Origin of the sequence: Streptomyces dysideae, from assembly GCF_001514305.1 — a bacterium.
Taxonomy (GTDB): domain Bacteria; phylum Actinomycetota; class Actinomycetes; order Streptomycetales; family Streptomycetaceae; genus Streptomyces; species Streptomyces dysideae.
The window spans coordinates 19,962-35,032 of record NZ_KQ949097.1 but is presented as its reverse complement, the minus strand read 5'-3'; the positions used below and the strand labels follow the sequence as shown (position 1 = coordinate 35,032).

At 71.5% G+C, this 15,071-nt stretch carries 15 protein-coding genes; 8 read left to right on the top strand and 7 right to left on the bottom strand.

Annotated features, from left to right (window positions below; all coding sequences use genetic code 11):
* Positions 1-64: 64 nt before the first annotated feature.
* Positions 65-934 carry an LLM class F420-dependent oxidoreductase gene (locus AQJ91_RS30290; RefSeq protein ID WP_067027861.1) on the top strand — a complete coding sequence of 290 codons (870 nt, stop codon included), beginning with the start codon at positions 65-67 and terminating at the stop codon, positions 932-934.
* Positions 935-1,004: 70 nt separating this feature from the next.
* Here the strand turns inward: AQJ91_RS30290 and AQJ91_RS30285 are convergent, their stop codons facing one another.
* Positions 1,005-1,568 (bottom strand): NAD(P)H-dependent oxidoreductase, encoded by a 564-nt coding sequence (locus AQJ91_RS30285; RefSeq protein WP_067027860.1) that lies wholly within the window; start codon positions 1,566-1,568, stop codon positions 1,005-1,007.
* 117 nt (positions 1,569-1,685) lie between these two features.
* Here AQJ91_RS30285 and AQJ91_RS30280 point away from each other — a divergent pair, with 117 nt between their 5' ends.
* The 4 genes from AQJ91_RS30280 to AQJ91_RS30265 all read left to right on the top strand — a co-directional run bounded on the left by AQJ91_RS30280 (position 1,686) and on the right by AQJ91_RS30265 (position 6,236).
* The gene (locus AQJ91_RS30280) at positions 1,686-2,348 is read left to right on the top strand and encodes a TetR/AcrR family transcriptional regulator (protein ID WP_067027859.1); all 663 of its coding nucleotides are present in this window, start codon (positions 1,686-1,688) and stop codon (positions 2,346-2,348) included.
* 71 nt (positions 2,349-2,419) lie between these two features.
* Positions 2,420-3,454: a LacI family DNA-binding transcriptional regulator gene (locus tag AQJ91_RS30275; RefSeq protein WP_079085301.1), complete on the top strand. Its 1,035-nt coding sequence runs from the start codon at positions 2,420-2,422 to the stop codon at positions 3,452-3,454.
* A 137-nt stretch (positions 3,455-3,591) separates the two neighbouring features.
* Positions 3,592-4,770 (top strand): 4-hydroxybenzoate 3-monooxygenase, encoded by a 1,179-nt coding sequence (locus tag AQJ91_RS30270; protein ID WP_067027855.1) that lies wholly within the window; start codon positions 3,592-3,594, stop codon positions 4,768-4,770.
* Positions 4,771-4,799: 29 nt separating this feature from the next.
* Positions 4,800-6,236, top strand: coding sequence for a benzaldehyde dehydrogenase (locus AQJ91_RS30265; RefSeq protein ID WP_067027853.1), 1,437 nt, complete (start codon positions 4,800-4,802; stop codon positions 6,234-6,236).
* A gap of 7 nt (positions 6,237-6,243) precedes the next feature.
* Here AQJ91_RS30265 and trxA read toward each other — a convergent pair whose 3' ends face one another.
* Positions 6,244-6,630, bottom strand: coding sequence for a thioredoxin (gene trxA, locus AQJ91_RS30260; RefSeq protein WP_067027851.1), 387 nt, complete (start codon positions 6,628-6,630; stop codon positions 6,244-6,246).
* A gap of 121 nt (positions 6,631-6,751) precedes the next feature.
* Here trxA and AQJ91_RS30255 point away from each other — a divergent pair, with 121 nt between their 5' ends.
* The gene (locus tag AQJ91_RS30255) at positions 6,752-8,185 is read left to right on the top strand and encodes a dihydrolipoyl dehydrogenase family protein (RefSeq protein ID WP_067028032.1); all 1,434 of its coding nucleotides are present in this window, start codon (positions 6,752-6,754) and stop codon (positions 8,183-8,185) included.
* 113 nt (positions 8,186-8,298) lie between these two features.
* On the opposite strand, the gene AQJ91_RS30250 is transcribed toward AQJ91_RS30255, so the two are convergent.
* Positions 8,299-8,946 (bottom strand): peptide deformylase, encoded by a 648-nt coding sequence (locus AQJ91_RS30250; RefSeq protein ID WP_067027849.1) that lies wholly within the window; start codon positions 8,944-8,946, stop codon positions 8,299-8,301.
* A 141-nt stretch (positions 8,947-9,087) separates the two neighbouring features.
* On the opposite strand from AQJ91_RS30250, the gene AQJ91_RS30245 reads away from it, so the two are divergent.
* Positions 9,088-10,503 (top strand): PepSY-associated TM helix domain-containing protein, encoded by a 1,416-nt coding sequence (locus tag AQJ91_RS30245; RefSeq protein ID WP_067027847.1) that lies wholly within the window; start codon positions 9,088-9,090, stop codon positions 10,501-10,503.
* Between the two features lie 48 nt (positions 10,504-10,551).
* Here AQJ91_RS30245 and AQJ91_RS30240 read toward each other — a convergent pair whose 3' ends face one another.
* The 3 genes from AQJ91_RS30240 to AQJ91_RS30230 form a co-directional block, all read right to left on the bottom strand.
* On the bottom strand, positions 10,552-10,899 hold the full coding sequence (locus tag AQJ91_RS30240) for a tetratricopeptide repeat protein (RefSeq protein WP_067027845.1): 348 nt from the start codon (positions 10,897-10,899) through the stop codon (positions 10,552-10,554).
* A 73-nt stretch (positions 10,900-10,972) separates the two neighbouring features.
* Positions 10,973-11,419, bottom strand: a complete 447-nt coding sequence (locus AQJ91_RS30235; protein WP_067027844.1) for a winged helix DNA-binding protein — start codon at positions 11,417-11,419, stop codon at positions 10,973-10,975.
* On the bottom strand, positions 11,416-11,907 hold the full coding sequence (locus AQJ91_RS30230; protein WP_067027843.1) for a MarR family winged helix-turn-helix transcriptional regulator: 492 nt from the start codon (positions 11,905-11,907) through the stop codon (positions 11,416-11,418). The genes AQJ91_RS30235 and AQJ91_RS30230 overlap by 4 nt, the downstream gene beginning before the upstream one ends.
* A 122-nt stretch (positions 11,908-12,029) precedes the next feature.
* Between AQJ91_RS30230 and AQJ91_RS30225 the strand changes: the two genes are divergently transcribed.
* Entirely contained in the window at positions 12,030-12,995 is a 966-nt protein-coding gene (locus AQJ91_RS30225) for a pirin family protein (RefSeq protein ID WP_067027842.1), read from the top strand.
* A gap of 220 nt (positions 12,996-13,215) precedes the next feature.
* Here the strand turns inward: AQJ91_RS30225 and AQJ91_RS30220 are convergent, their stop codons facing one another.
* The gene (locus AQJ91_RS30220; RefSeq protein WP_067027840.1) at positions 13,216-14,970 is read right to left on the bottom strand and encodes a cellulase family glycosylhydrolase; all 1,755 of its coding nucleotides are present in this window, start codon (positions 14,968-14,970) and stop codon (positions 13,216-13,218) included.
* Positions 14,971-15,071 lie beyond the last annotated feature (101 nt).

Genomic DNA, 15,071 nt, shown 5'->3' with positions numbered 1-15,071 from the left:
TTCGAGAACGCTCCAACACCTAGCGTCACGAGGGTCGGTGAAGACGGGGCGAACGGAGACGGACATGCGGGTGGGTGTGCACATCAACCGGTTCGACCATCCCGGGGGCGGGCCCGCGCTCGGCGCCGAGCTGGCCGCGGCGGGCGCCGCGGCCGAGGCGGCCGGCGTGAGCTGGCTGTCGGTGATGGACCACTACTTCCAGATGGAGTTCAACGGCGGCGCCGAGGCCCCCATGCTGGAGGCCTACACGACCCTGGGCTACCTCGCGGGCCACACCTCCACGGTCCGGATCGGCGCGCTGGTGAGCGGGGTGACCTACCGCCACCCCGGGCTGCTCGCCAAGATCGCCACCTCGCTCGACGTGCTGTCCGGCGGCCGGGCCACGCTCGGTGTCGGGGCGGCCTGGTACGACCGGGAACACCTCGGCCTCGGGGTGCCGTTCCCACCGCTCGCGGAGCGGTTCGAGCGGCTGGAGGAGACCCTGCGGATCTGTCTGCGGATGTGGGACCCGGAGGCCAACGGCCCCTTCGAGGGCAAGCACTACCGGCTCGCCGAGACCCTGTGCGTCCCGGCGCCGGTCAGCAGCCCGCACCCCGAGATCATGATCGGGGGCGGCGGGGAGAAGAAGACGCTCCGGCTGGTCGCCCGGTACGGCGACGCGTGCAACCTGTTCGCCACCTCGACGGCGGAGGTCACGCACAAGCTCGACGTACTGCGCGGCCACTGCGAGACCGAGGGCCGGGACTACGACGAGATCCGCAAGACGGTCGTCCACACCGGCGAGGACGGCCTCGACGCCTTCACCCGGGACATGGCGGGCTACACCGGACTCGGGATCGACACGGTGATCCTGGCGCCGCGCACGGGGGAGCCGGCGGCGTTCATCGAGCGCTTCGCGGCCCCGGCGGTCCAGCGGCTGGCCGAGCTGGTGTGAGCGCAAGGACCGGACGCCGGAGGGGCCGGAGCCGGTCGGCTCGGGCCCCCTCCTGGACCTGCGGTGCCGGTCAGGCGGCAGCGGCCTCGTGGGCGTGGCCGTGCACCCGGGCGATGACCTCGGTCAGCTGGGCGGCGACCTCGCTGTCGTCGGCCGGGTGGGTCTCGGCGAAGCGGGTCAGGGAACCGGGGATCGACAGCTTGACGTCGTCCAGCACCTTGCCGCCGGCGATACCCACGGCCTTGCGGGCCTCGTCCTGCGCCCACACGCCGCCGTACTGGCCGAAGGCGGTGCCGACCACGGCGACGGGCTTGCCACCGAAGGCGCCGGCGCCGAACGGGCGGGACAGCCAGTCGATGGCGTTCTTCAGCACGGCCGGGATCGTGCCGTTGTACTCGGGCGAGAAGAGCAGGAACCCGTCGGCGGCCTGCGCGGCCTCACGCAGCTTGGCCGCGGCGGCCGGGACACTGCCCTCGATGTCGATGTCCTCGTTGTAGAAGGGGATCTCGGCCAGCCCCTCGTAGAGCGCGATCTCCGCGCCCTCGGGGGCGAGCTTGACGGCGGCCTCGGCGAGCTGACGGTTGTGCGAACCGGCGCGAAGGCTGCCGACGAGCGCGAGGATGCGAACAGACATGTGAACTCCCAGGTGCTGAAATAATGCCGTAACGATCCGGACCGAGGTCCGCTTAATGTTCTAGCACCCTAACCGGACCGTGGTCCAGTTTCATTCCCAATGCTTTACTCTTGAGTCATGTCCGCCTCCCTGCCGCCCTTCCCGAAGGCTGAACAACCCGTCGACCAGCCTGAGTTGCTGCAGCTCGGGGTGGCCGAGGAGGAGCCGTGTCTGCGCGCCGACGCCGCGCGCAACCGGGCCCGGCTGCTGGAGGCCGCGGCGCGGCTGGTGGCGGAGCACGGTGCGGCCGGGGTCACGATGGAGGCGGTCGCCGCGGCGGCCTCGGTGGGCAAGGGCACGGTCTTCCGCCGCTTCGGCGACCGCACCGGCCTGCTGATGGCGCTGCTGGACCACTCGGAGAAGAAGTTCCAGGGCGCACTGCTCAGCGGCCCCGCCCCGCTGGGGCCCGGCGCGCCGCCCGTGGAGCGGCTGCGGGCGTTCGGCCGTGCCGCGCTGCGTCGCTCGGCCGACGAGCTGGACCTGCAGCTGGCGGCCGAGAACAGCCCCGAACGCCGTTTCTCCAACGCGCCCCGCCGATTCCTTCGCGGCCACGTCACGCTGCTGCTGCGCCAGGCACTCCCGGACGCGGACTGCGAGCTCCTCGCCCAGGTACTGCTGGGATACCTCGACCCCGCCGCGATCCACTACCTGACCAGGCAGTGCGGCATGCCGGTCGAGCGGCTGGAGGCGGGCTGGGACGACCTGGTCGCCCGCGTGACCCGCACCGAGTCACCCTGCTGAGCCGTCGCCGACCGTCGCGGGTTCCCCCGCCTGTGGCCCTGCTCACAGGTTCTGCGAAGATGCGGTACGTCATGGTGCAGATACCGAAAACGCCCGCGCCCTCGCCCACCGCACCGCGCTCGGTACCCACGAGTGCCGATGTGGCCCGCCTGGCAGGCGTCTCGCGCGCGACCGTCTCCTACGTCCTCAACAACACCAGCGCCGTCCGGATCAGCGAGCCCACGCGGCGCCGCGTCCACGAGGCCGCGAAGGAACTCGGCTACGTCCCGCACGCGGCCGCCCGCAGCCTGCGCGCCGGACACAGCCGGATGGTCCTGATGCCCGCGCCGACCTTCCCGGTCGGCCCGCTCTACGGCCAGTTCCTCAGCGACCTCCAGGTGGCGCTCGGCCGCCTCGACTACACGGTCGTCCAGTACGGCGGCGCCGGTCCGTACGGCGACGAGGCCGCCCGCGCCTGGGCCGAGCTGCGCCCGGTCGCCGTGCTGGTGCCGGGCGCCGGGCTCGGCCCGAAGGGCGTGACGGTGCTCAAGCGCTCCGGCGCCCGGGCCGTGGTCACCCTCGGCCCCGAGTCCGTCGAGGGCGCCCACGCCCTGCTCATGGACCACGAGGCCGTCGGCCACTGCGCCGGCTCCCACCTCTACGACCGCGGCCGGCGCCGGATCGGCGTGCTCGTGCCCGAGGAGGACGGCCTGGAGTCCTTCTCCACGCCCCGTCTCGCGGGCGTACGCCACGCTCTGCACGGCACGGACGCCACCGTGACCGCACTGCCCCTCGGCTACGAGGAGGAGGCCGCCGCCCGCCTCGCCGCCCGCTGGCGCGAGCTCGGCCTCGACGCGGTGTTCGCGTACAACGACGAGTACGCGATGCTGCTGATGCGGGCCCTGCACGACGAGGGCGTCCGCATCCCCGAGGATGCGGCCGTCATCGGCGCCGACGACCTGATGCTCGGCCGGCTGCTGCGGCCCCGGCTCAGCACGGTCCACATCGAGCTGCCGTCCGGCCGCGACCTCGCCGAACTGGTCGACCACGCGGTACGCGACCCCGGCGCCGCACCCGAGACACACAAGGTGCTGGGCGCCACGGTGGTGCACCGCGACTCCAGCTGAGAGCCTGTGTCTGGACTCCGGTCGGATCAGCGCACGTCGTCCGGTATGGGCGATCACAAGGCGCCGGAAGGTCCTCGATGGGGGCGCCCGGCAGGAGTCCCCGGGCTCTCCAAGTACTGCTGGACCAGGGAGGTGTCATGCGTACCACGGTCGGCATCATCGGCGGCGGCCCCGCCGGACTGCTCCTCGCCCGCTTACTGCACCGCGCGGGCGTGGACTGCGTCGTCCTGGAGTGCAGGACGCGGGAGCACGTGGAGCAGCGCCAGCGTGCCGGAATGCTGGAGCAGGGCACGGTCGACGCCCTGCGCGAGGCCGGCGCCGCCGACCGCCTCACCGCCGAGGGCCTGGTGCACCAGGGCATCGAGCTGCGCTTCGACCGCGAACGCCATCACATCGACTTCCCGGCCCTCACCGGCGGCCGTACGGTCACGATCTACGCCCAGACCGAGATCGTGAAGGACCTGGTCGCTCTCCAGCTCGCCGACGGGCCACCGCTGCTGTTCGAGGCGGAGGCGCTGGCGATCGAGAAGCCGGAGAGCGGGAGTCCCGTCGTACGGTTCCTGCACGAGGGGCGCGAGCAGACGCTGGCCTGCGACTGGGTCGTCGGCTGCGACGGCTTCCACGGCATCTCCCGGGACGCCCTCCCGGCCGGGGTCGGCCGTTCGTACGCGCACGACTACCCGTACTCCTGGCTCGGAATCCTCGCCGAAGTGCCGCCGTCCTGCGAGGAGTTGATCTACGCCCGCGGTGAGCGCGGCTTCGCGCTGCACAGCATGCGCTCGGCGTCGGTCTCCCGGCTGTACCTCCAGGTCCCGAACGGCACCGACCCCGACGACTGGCCCGACGACCGCATCTGGGACGAACTCGCAGCCCGCTTCGCGATCGACGCCGACTGGACCCTGCACCGCGGCCCGGTCACCGCCAAGTCCGTGACGACGATGCGGAGCTACGTCCACGAACCGATGCGCCACGGACGGCTGCTGCTGGCCGGGGACGCCGCCCACATCGTCCCGCCGACCGGGGCGAAGGGCCTCAACCTCGCCGTGTCGGACGTCCGGGTCCTGGCCCGCGCCCTCACGGAGCTGCACCGCACGGGAAGTACACGACTGCTCGACAGATATTCGGAGGTGTGTCTGCAACGTGTGTGGCAGGCGACCCGTTTCTCCTACGACATGACTAAGATGTTGCACGCTCAACCAAACGGGGATGCGTTCGAACACCGGATGCAGCTCTCTCGTCTGCGCCGGATCACCGCATCCCGCCATGCGGCCGCCGAACTGGCCGCGAACTACACGGGACTTCCGCTCGGGACATGAGTCCCGCCGGTGACGAACGGAGAGCCACCATGCCGCTGCTCGACCCGAAGACCTGGCAGTCCAGCCCCCTGACGGGGCCCGAGTACGCGGTCACCGAGCCCGCCACCGGCGACACGCTCGGCACCGTCACGCTCGCCTCCGCCGAGGACGTCGGTACGGCCGCCGAGGCCGCCCGCACCGCCCAGACCGAGTGGGCACGGGTCCCGCACTTCGTCCGCGCCGGGGTGCTGCGCAAGGCCGGTGACCTGTTCGCGGCGCACGCCGACGAACTGCGCGACTGGCTGGTCCGCGAGTCCGGTTCCGTCCCCGGCAAGGCCGACTTCGAACTGCACGTCGCCGCTCAGGAGTGCTACGAGGCCGCCGCGCTCGCCTCCCGCCCGGCCGGTCAGGTCCTGCCCAGCGAGGCGCCCCGCCTGTCGTACACCCGGCGCGTCCCGGTCGGCGTCGTCGGAGTGATCGCCCCGTTCAACGCCCCGCTGATCCTGTCCATCCGCTCCGTCGCCCCGGCGCTCGCGCTCGGCAACGCGGTCGTCCTGAAGCCGGACCCGCGCACCGCGGTCTGCGGCGGCCTGGCCCTCGCGGCGGTCTTCGCCGAGGCCGGTCTGCCCGAGGGCCTGCTGCACGTCCTGCCGGGCGGCCCGGACGCGGGCCAGGCGCTGGTCGCCGACCCGCGCGTGCCGGTCATCTCCTTCACCGGGTCCACGGCCGCGGGCCGGGCGGTCGGCGAGGCCGCCGGACGCCACCTCAAGCGGGCGCACCTGGAGCTCGGCGGCAACTCCGCGCTGATCGTCATGGAAGACGCCGACATCGAGGCGGTGATCTCCACGGCCGCCTGGGGTTCCTTCTTCCACCAGGGCCAGATCTGCATGACGACCGGCCGACACCTCGTGCACGAGTCGCTGTACGGGGAGTACGTCGAGCGGCTGGCCGCCAGGGCCGACTCGCTCGCCGTCGGCGACCCGCACCGCGCCCAGGTCCACCTCGGCCCGCTCATCGACGCCGGCCAGCGGGACAAGGTGCACGGCCTGGTGGAGGCCAGCACGGCCCGAGGCGCCAAGCTGGCCGCGGGCGGCACGCACGAGGAGCTCTTCTACCGGCCGACGGTCCTCGCCGGCGTCGACGACCAGACTCCCGCGTACGCGGAGGAGGTCTTCGGCCCGGTCGCGCCCGTACGTCCGTTCAGCAGCGCCGACGAGGCGGCCGCCCTCGCCGCGGCGAGCTCGTACGGACTGTCCCTGGGTATCGTCACCCGGGACACCGCGCGCGGCCTGGACCTGGCCGAGCGTATTCCGACGGGGATCGTGCACATCAACGACCAGACCGTCAACGACGAGGCCGTGGCCCCCTTCGGCGGCATCGCCGCCTCCGGCACCGGCGCCCGGTTCGGCGGCGAGGCCAACCTGGAGGCCTTCACCGACGTGCGCTGGACGACGGTGCGCGGCGACGTGGCGCCGTACCCCTTCTAGGCGTCGACTACTCGCCGTTCTGCTCGGCCTGCGCCTGCTGTGCGGCCACGGCCTTGTGGACCTCGCCCATGTCGAGCTTCCGGGCCTGCCCGATGACGTCCGTGAGGGCGGCCTCGGGCAGGGCGCCCGGCTGCGCGAACACGGCGACCCGGTCCCGGACGATCATCAGCGTCGGGATGGACTGGATACCGAAGGCCGCGGCCAGCTCCGGCTGCGCCTCGGTGTCCACCTTGCCGAACACAAGGTCAGGGTTCTCCTCGGCCGCCTTCTCGTAGACGGGGGCGAACTGACGGCACGGCCCGCACCAGGACGCCCAGAAGTCGATCAGGACGAACTCGTTGTCCGTGACCGTCTCGTCGAAGTTCTCCTTGGTGAGCTCCACGGTGCTGCTCATGGCGTTGATCCCTCTTCCTGGTGTCGGGGCGAAGCCGTCGGCGACAACACGGCCCTACGGTCGCGTATTCCGCGCACGTACCCGTGTGGCCACCGCGCACACCACCCACCAGACTGACTCCATGACGGAAACGGAAACCATCGCTTACGACGTAGTGGTGCTCGGGGCCGGGCCCGTGGGGGAGAACGTCGCCGACCGCACCCGCGCGGCCGGTCTGTCCACCGCGGTCGTGGAGAGCGAGCTGGTCGGCGGCGAGTGCTCGTACTGGGCGTGCATGCCCAGCAAGGCCCTGCTGCGCCCGGTCATCGCCCAGGCCGACGCCCGCCGCCTGCCCGGCCTGAGCGGGTCGGTGCAGGGTCCCCTCGACACGGCCGCGGTCGTCGCCCGTCGCGACGAGTACACCTCCCACTGGAAGGACGACGGCCAGGTCCAGTGGCTCGACGGCATCGGCGCCGACCTGTACCGCGGCCAGGGCCGCCTCACCGGACCGCGCACGGTCACCGTGACCGGTGCCGACGGCGAGCGGCGTGTCCTGACCGCCCGGCACGCCGTCGCGGTCTGCACCGGCACCCGTGCCCTCCTGCCCGACCTGCCCGGACTCGCCGACGTCAGGCCCTGGACCAGCAGGGAGGCCACCAGCGCGAAGGCGGCGCCCGGACGCCTGGTCGTGGTGGGCGGGGGAGTGGTCGCCACCGAGATGGCCACCGCCTGGCAGGCCCTCGGCTCCCGGGTCACCCTCCTGGTGCGCGGCAAGGGGCTGCTCAACCGCATGGAGCCCTTCGCCGGCGAACTGGTCGCCGAGGCGCTCACCGAGGCCGGCGCCGACGTCCGCACCGGCACCTCGGTCGAGTCGGTGACCCGCGAGAACGGCACCGTCGTGGTCGTCACCAGCACCGGCGACCGTATCGAGGCCGACGAGATCCTCTTCGCCACCGGACGCGCCCCGCGCACCGACGACATCGGCCTGGACACGATCGGCCTGGAACCCGGCTCCTGGCTCGAGGTCGACGACAGCCTGCGCGTGACCGGCAACAAGTGGCTCTACGCGGTCGGCGACGTCAACCACCGTGCCCTCCTCACCCACCAGGGCAAGTACCAGGCCCGGATCGCGGGTGCCGCCATCGCCGCCCGCGCCTCCGGCGTCCCCCTCCTGCAGTCCGACCCCTGGGGCGCCCACGCGGCCACCGCCGACCACGCCGCCGTACCCCAGGTCGTCTTCACCGACCCGGAGGCGGCCGCCGTGGGCCTGTCCCTGGCGGAGGCCGAACAGGCCGGCCACCGGGTCCGCGCCGTCGACTACGACCTCGCCTCCGTGTCCGGCGCGAGCCTGTACGGCGACGGCTACCGGGGCCGCGCCCGCATGGTCGTCGACCTGGAGCGCGAGATCCTCCTCGGCGTCACCTTCGTCGGCCCGGGCGTCGGCGAGCTCATCCACTCGGCGACCATCGCGGTCGCCGGACAGGTGCCGGTCAGCAGGCTCTGGCACGCGGTCCCGTCGTACCCGACGATCAGCGAGGTGTGGCTGCGGCTGCTGGAGACGTACCGCGACAGCTGACGGGCCGGACGCGCGGGTCGTGCGCTGTCGCCGCCTCCTCGCCCGATCCGCCGCGTGGGCGCGACCAGCCCCCACCGGCCCGCAGGTTCATCACCGTGCTTCCAGCGGAGCGCTCAGCGCGGCAGTTCGAAGCCGAGCGACGCAGCCGCCTCCTTCGGGGTCGGCTGCGTCCAGCGCTCCGCCATCGCCTGGCTCGAGGACAGCGAGCGCGGCTCCGCGCGGTCCAGGTAGAGCATGCCGTCGAGATGGTCCGTCTCGTGCTGCACGATCCGCGCGGGCCAGCCGCCGAACACCTCGTCGACGGCACGCCCGTACTCGTCCTGGCCGGTCAGCCGCACCTCGGCGTACCGCGCCACCACCGCCTGCCAGCCCGGCACGCTCAGACAGCCTTCGAAGAAGGCGGCACGCGCGCTGCCGACGGGTTCGTACGACGGGTTCACCAGCACCCGGAACGGCTGCGGAACCCGCCCGCGCGCCAGCCGTACCTCCTCCGGCACCGGCGCCGGGTCCTCGATCACGGCGATCCGCAGCCCCACCCCGACCTGCGGCGCGGCGAGACCCACGCCGGGAGCCGCGTGCATGGTGAGGCGCATGGCCGCGACGAAACGGGCGAGGAGCGCGGGGGCCAACTGGCCGTCGAACCGCTCGGTCCGGCGCCGCAGCACCGGATCCCCGGCCGCGACGATGGGCAACGGGCCATCATTGGCGAGGAGTTGCTCGACCTGCTCGGACAGGGGTGCGCGCTCGTGGGGGAGTGCCATCGCGACAGAATGCCACGCACCCCGGCACTCCCGCATGTGGCGCAGGTCACTTGAAACTCCGGGAACTCGACAGCGGTTGCTCCCGACTACTCGACCACCACGGCCGAGACTCACCGTCCCCAGTCACCGGAGAAGCCCGCGATGTCCACCGCTCCCTCGACCTCCCCCACTCTCGGCTGCGATCGAGCGGGGGGACCCCCATCGGACGAGGCCCCGCAACCCGACGCCCCGGTCCGGTCCCCGCGTGCCTGGGCACCCCTGCGTCCGCTGATCCTGCGCCTGCACTTCTACGCCGGAGTGCTCGTCGCCCCGCTCCTGCTCGTCGCCGCGACCACCGGCTTCCTCTACGCCGCCTCCTTCCAGGCCGAGAAGCTCGTGTACGCCCACGAGCTGACCGTCCCGGTCGGCGAGACCAAGCTGCCGGTCTCCGAGCAGGTGGCCGCCGCCCGCGAGGCCCACCCCGACGGCACGGTCTCGGCGATACGCCCCTCGCCCGAGGACGACGCGACGACCAGGGTGCTGCTGTCCGGCGTCGAGGGCGTCGACGCGGGCCACACCCTCGCCGTGTTCGTCGACCCGTACACCGGCCAGGTGCGCGGCGCCCTCGAACAGTACGGCTCGACCGGCGCGCTGCCGCTGCGCACCTGGATCGACGAGTTCCACCGCGACCTGCACCTCGGCGACACCGGCCGCTTCTACAGCGAACTCGCCGCCAGCTGGCTGTGGGTCATCGCGGGCGGCGGGCTGGTGCTGTGGTTCTCCCGCCGCCGGGCGCTGCGCAAGGTACGGGGCACCAGCGGGCGGCGCCGCACGCTCGGCCTGCACGGCACCGTCGGCGCCTGGGCCGCCGCCGGGTTCCTCTTCCTCTCGGCGACCGGCCTGACCTGGTCGGCCTACGCCGGCGCCAACATCGACGAACTGCGCACCTCGCTCGGCCACTCCACCCCGTCCGTCTCGGCGGCGGCCGGCGAGCACGCGGGCCACGACGGAACCGCCGCGTCCGGGGACACCGCGGCCGGTGCCGGCCTCGACGAGGTGCTGGCGGCGGCCCGGGCCAAGGGGCTGGGCGACCCCGTCGAAATCGTCCCGCCCGCCGACGCCGAGTCGGCGTACGTGGTGCGGCAGGTCCAGCGCAGCTGGCCCGAGAAGCAGGACTCGGTCGCCATCGACCCGGCCACCGGCGAGGTCACCGACGAACTGCGGTTCGCCGACTACCCGTTGCTCGCCAAGCTGACCCGCTGGGGCATCGACCTGCACACCGGCATCCTGTTCGGCCTGGCCAACCAGATCGCCCTGATGGGGCTCGCGCTCGCACTGATCCTGCTGATCGTGTGGGGCTACCGCATGTGGTGGCAGCGCGGCCGCGACTCCGCCTTCGGCCGCCCCCTGCCGCGCGGTGCCTGGCAGCAGGTGCCCCCGTGGATCCTCGTCCCGCTGGCGGCGGGCGTCGCCGTGCTCGGCTACTTCGTGCCGCTGCTCGGTATCTCGCTCGCGGCCTTCATCGTCGTGGACGTCGTGCTCGGCGAGATCGCCCACCGGCGGGGACGGCGCGCATGAACGGCGGCAGGACCGGGCCCGGTCCTGCCGCTCTCCGCACACCGACTGTCAGAGCTCGTCGAAGTCACCCGCGAGCGCCGAGGCGAGGCGCAGGTGCGGCTCGGCCTCCTCGTGCCGTGCCTGCCGCTGGAGTGTGCGGCCCAGCATCAGCCGGGCGTAGTGCTCCACCGGGTCGCGCTCGACGATGACGCGCAACTCGGTCTCCGCGCGCCGCAGTTGGGCCGAGTGGTAGTAGGCACGCGCCAGCAGCAGCCGCGGTCCGGTCGGCTCCGGCACCTCCTCGACCAGCTTGCCCAGGACGCGCGCGGCGGCGGCGTATTCCTTGGCGTCGAAGAACAACTGCGCGCGCTCCCAGCGCTCGGCCGGTGTTCCGTGGTCGTAGTACGTCGTGTCCACTGGTGGCCTCCTTCGACGCCGTCAACGGAGCACGGTGATTGAATATTCCATTACTGGATTATTGGATCACTGGTTACCGGGTCATGGCGGCGAGCTCGGCGTTGGCCCGCTCGGTGATGAGAGCCAGCACCTGTCCCGCCGCGGCGAGGTCCTCCGTCGGGATGCCGGCGTAGATCCGGGCGGTGATGGGTGCGGTCTCGGCGGAAGCCCTGTTGTGCAGATCCCGTCCGGCGTCCGTGATCCGCACCCGGGACTGCTCCTGAGGGGCCAGTAGCTCGGCGGCGATCAGCTCGTCGACCACGGAGTGGGCCTCCGCCGCGTCGATCTTCAGTGAGCCGACGACGCTGTCGACGAGGCGGTCCCGCTCGACCGGTCCGTCGGCGACGGCGACGAGCCGGAGGGTGACGGATTGCTGGAATGTCGCGCCGTGGCGGGCCAGCACATTCTCGAGAAGCGCGCGGGCGGCGTAGTGGGCCAGAGCTATGACTCGGGGGTCGACCAGGGGAGTGGTGGTGGTCATGACTGCTCCATCTCGTTCTCGGTGTTCCCTGACGGTGGATCGAGCGGTACGTCGAGCAGGGCCGCCAGCTCGCGGCTGAACTCCCGGGTGCGCGCACCGTCCAGGCCGCCGAGCGGCTCCAGCAGTCGCTGGAGGAGTTCCTGGACGATCTCGATCGCCTGCCGTGTGACGTCCTGGCCCCGCTCGGTCAGGGCCAGTTGCACGGCACGCGGGTCCCGGGGGTCCCGGGTGCGTTCGACGAGGCCGGCGGATTCCAGGGCGCGGGCGAGCTTCGAGACGTAGAGCGGCTCAAGACCGGTGTGGTCGGCGAGCTGCCGCTGACTGGGGCGCAGTCCGGAGCGCCGCATGCCGTACAGCGAGGCCACCAGCGAGTACTGCGCGTGCGTGAGCCCCGACGGGGCCACCGCGCGGTCGACCGCCACCCGCCATTTCATCGACAGCCGCCACACCAGGAAGCCGGGCGTGGCCATCTCGAATCCCTTGCTCATGGCCGATACAGTACATGGCTACTATATCCATGGCTACTATTGCTGGTCGCCACCGCGACAGCCCGGCCGCCGGACCGACGACGGACTGACGGAACGGCCCCCGCGGGACTAGGTTGGGCGCCATGAGCAATCTTGATCGGCAGCCGGTGCCCGCCGTGTGCGGCGGCCGTGGCTTCGTCGTGGCCGAGCCCGTACGTGAACTTCTCAGCCCCCGCCGCGTCAAGCTCGGCGAGTCCACCGAAGTCCGCCGCCTGCTGCCCAACCTGGGCCGCCGCATGGTCGGCGCCTGGTGCTTCGTCGATCACTACGGCCCCGACGACATCGCCGACGAGCCCGGCATGCAGGTGCCCCCGCACCCGCACATGGGCCTGCAGACGGTGAGCTGGCTGCACGAGGGCGAGGTCCTGCACCGCGACTCGACCGGCAGCCTCCAGACGATCCGCCCGCGCGAACTGGGCCTGATGACATCCGGCCGGGCGATCAGCCACTCCGAGGAGAGCCCCCGGTCGCACACCCGCTTCCTGCACGGCGCCCAGCTGTGGGTCGCCCTCCCCGACGGCCACCGCCACACCGACCCGCGCTTCGAGCACCACGCCGACCTGCCGGTCGTCACGGCCCTCGGTCTGCAGGCCACGCTGATCCTCGGCAGCCTCGACGGCGCCACCTCACCCGGCACGGCGTACACCCCGATCGTCGGCGCAGACCTGACCCTCGCCGCCGGCACCGACGTACGCCTCCCACTGGAGCCGGACTTCGAGTACGCCGTGCTGTCCATGTCCGGCGAGGCCCGTGTGGACGGCGTGCCGGTGCTTCCCGGTTCGATGCTCTACCTCGGCTGCGGCCGCACCGAACTGCCGTTGCGCGCCGAGTCGGACGCGGGCCTGATGCTCCTGGGTGGTGAGCCGTTCGAGGAGGAGCTGGTCATGTTCTGGAACTGGATCGGACGGTCGCAGGAGGAGATCGTGCAGGCGCGTCGGGATTGGATGGAAGGGTCAAGATTCGGGGAGGTGAAGGGGTATGACGGCGATCGCCTGCTGGCCCCCGAGCTGCCACCGACGCCGTTGAAACCACGGGGAAGGGCCCGTTGAACTGCGGAAATCACTGACGGTGTGGGAAGGCTGGGCCGAAGTCGAGGCTTCCGCCCGCCTCGGTGCAGCCGGCGATGAGGCGGTGCCGCAGGTGGGTCTGAAGATCGCAACCACCTTCACCGTCCGCGAGAGCACGGCTCCGCCGAAGGAGGAGTGAGCCCACGGGGGACTCGCTCTGGCCGCCCGGGGGAGCGGGCGGCCAGAGCGAGGGCGCGGCACGTCAGGAGACCGTGCCGGTGACCGAGCTTCCGGACTTGGTGACGTGGTAGGTGACGGTGTTGCCGCTGTAGAAGTGGAAGACAAGCGTCGCCGTTTCACCGTCGCGGAGCGCGTTGAGGAACTCCGGGGTGAGGATGATCGCGCCGTTCGGGTAGTCGGGCGAGAAGGCCTTGTTGAACTCCTGGTACGGGGTCCAGCTGGTCTGCCCGGCGTTGCTGCCGTCGGCGTACGTGGCGTGCATGGTCGCCAGGTCGTTACCCCGGTACTGGGTGGGAACGGTGAACGAGTCGGTGGTGCCGGTGGCGTCCGACAGCACCGGAACGTCGTTGGTGACGATGTCGATGTTCCAGGGCAGCCCACTGGTGAACCGGGCCTGGACCGTCGAGTTGACGCCGTAGGCGCGGTTGCAGACCAGGCGGGTCAGCGCCTTGGCGGTGAAGGTCAACTGGTTGCCGGAGACGGTGTAGTCCCGTCCCGCGGCCAGCTTGGTGCCGCCCTGCCACACCCCTCGGAAGCGGGTGCCGTTGAGGTTCAGGGTGAGCGACTTGGCGGTGACCGTACTGGACTTCGGCACGAAGACCTTGTCGAAGGAGGCCGTGCCCGAGCGGGTGGTCCAGCTCGACTTGATCCAGGCGAACAGGGCCGGGTCACGCCACTGGAGGGTGTCGCGGTTCAGGTAGGCGAACGGGTCCCACAGAGCGGTGGTGATGCCGTGCCTGCGCGCCGCGTAGCCCACATGCCCGAAGTACTTCAGCGCCTCGCCCCGCTCGACGCGGGAGGGGTGGAAGTGATTGGGCCAGTCGAGCAGACCGTACTCGCCGAGATAGAGCGGGATGCCCTTGGCGACGAAGGTGCTGTGCATGCTGGCGAAGGAATCCTCCAGGTGCTTCTGTGCGACGGCGTCGTACAGGGTGCCGCCCGCGACGTTCACGCTGAACGGGTACCAGCTGTAGAAGTGCACGGTCGCCACGAGCTGAGGGTCGTTCAGCGCGCTGATCGTGGTGTACAGGTCGTCCATGAGGTGCTGGTCGCCGCTGCCGAACTGCGTGGGCAGGAGGAGCAAACGGCCCGCGTTGCCGCCGCCCGAGGCGCGGACGATCTTGTGGAAGGAGACGTTCAGCTCGTCCAGGAACCGGGTCTTCTGCGTTTCCGTGGCGTTGTCGAACTGCGGCTCGTTGATGCTCTCGAAGAGCAGGGAGCGCGGCGCGTCCCGGAACTCCTCGGAGATCTGTTCCCAGCTGGAGTTGAAACGGGCGACCACGTTGTCGTGGTCGGTGGACATCTTCGAGACCCACATCCACGAGTCGTGGTGGACGTTGAGCACGACGTACAGGCCGCTGTCCAGCGCCCAGTCGACGAGCTGCTTGACGCGGGCCATGTAGGTGGCGTCGATGGTGTACGGCGCGGTGGCGGACTGGTGGTCGCTCCAGGTCACCGGGATGCGGACGCTGCGGAACCCGTCCGCGGCGATTTTCTCGAACGTCGCCTTGGTGGTCTGCCCGTTGCCCCAGGAATCCTCGTTGGGAATGGCGTCCAGGGTGTTGCCCAGGTTCCAGCTGGGCTGCATCGCTGCGACAGCGTCCATGGCGGAAGCCGGAACACTGACCGCCGACTGCGACGCCTTCCTCGTGCCGTCGGGCGCGGCCAGCGCGGTGCCGCCGGTCAGCCCCAACATGACGACCAGCGTCAGCAGCAGGGCGGCCAGCCGGCCGGGGCCCCGGCTGCGGTGGTGTGAGGGTCTCCGTATGTCCTTCATGTGTCATGCCTTTCGGTCGTGGTACGGGTGATCCGGTCCGTGGCCGGGCGGCCACCAGGCGCCACCGCCGGTCACGCCCGCAGCTGCAGGTCCATGGGGTG

Bases quoted from the DNA above. Each gene is read 5' to 3' on its own strand.
- trxA (WP_067027851.1), bottom strand. From the start codon at position 6,630: ATGAGCAGCACCGTGGAGCTCACCAAGGAGAACTTCGACGAGACGGTC.
- AQJ91_RS30235 (WP_067027844.1), bottom strand. From the start codon at position 11,419: ATGACCACCACCACTCCCCTGGTCGACCCCCGAGTCATAGCTCTGGCC.
- AQJ91_RS30250 (WP_067027849.1), bottom strand. From the start codon at position 8,946: ATGGCACTCCCCCACGAGCGCGCACCCCTGTCCGAGCAGGTCGAGCAA.
- AQJ91_RS30225 (WP_067027842.1), top strand. From the start codon at position 12,030: ATGAGCAATCTTGATCGGCAGCCGGTGCCCGCCGTGTGCGGCGGCCGT.
- AQJ91_RS30245 (WP_067027847.1), top strand. From the start codon at position 9,088: ATGTCCACCGCTCCCTCGACCTCCCCCACTCTCGGCTGCGATCGAGCG.
- AQJ91_RS30230 (WP_067027843.1), bottom strand. From the start codon at position 11,907: ATGAGCAAGGGATTCGAGATGGCCACGCCCGGCTTCCTGGTGTGGCGG.
- AQJ91_RS30285 (WP_067027860.1), bottom strand. From the start codon at position 1,568: ATGTCTGTTCGCATCCTCGCGCTCGTCGGCAGCCTTCGCGCCGGTTCG.
- AQJ91_RS30275 (WP_079085301.1), top strand. From the start codon at position 2,420: ATGGTGCAGATACCGAAAACGCCCGCGCCCTCGCCCACCGCACCGCGC.
- AQJ91_RS30280 (WP_067027859.1), top strand. From the start codon at position 1,686: ATGTCCGCCTCCCTGCCGCCCTTCCCGAAGGCTGAACAACCCGTCGAC.
- AQJ91_RS30290 (WP_067027861.1), top strand. From the start codon at position 65: ATGCGGGTGGGTGTGCACATCAACCGGTTCGACCATCCCGGGGGCGGG.
- AQJ91_RS30265 (WP_067027853.1), top strand. From the start codon at position 4,800: ATGCCGCTGCTCGACCCGAAGACCTGGCAGTCCAGCCCCCTGACGGGG.
- AQJ91_RS30270 (WP_067027855.1), top strand. From the start codon at position 3,592: ATGCGTACCACGGTCGGCATCATCGGCGGCGGCCCCGCCGGACTGCTC.
- AQJ91_RS30220 (WP_067027840.1), bottom strand. From the start codon at position 14,970: ATGAAGGACATACGGAGACCCTCACACCACCGCAGCCGGGGCCCCGGC.
- AQJ91_RS30255 (WP_067028032.1), top strand. From the start codon at position 6,752: ATGACGGAAACGGAAACCATCGCTTACGACGTAGTGGTGCTCGGGGCC.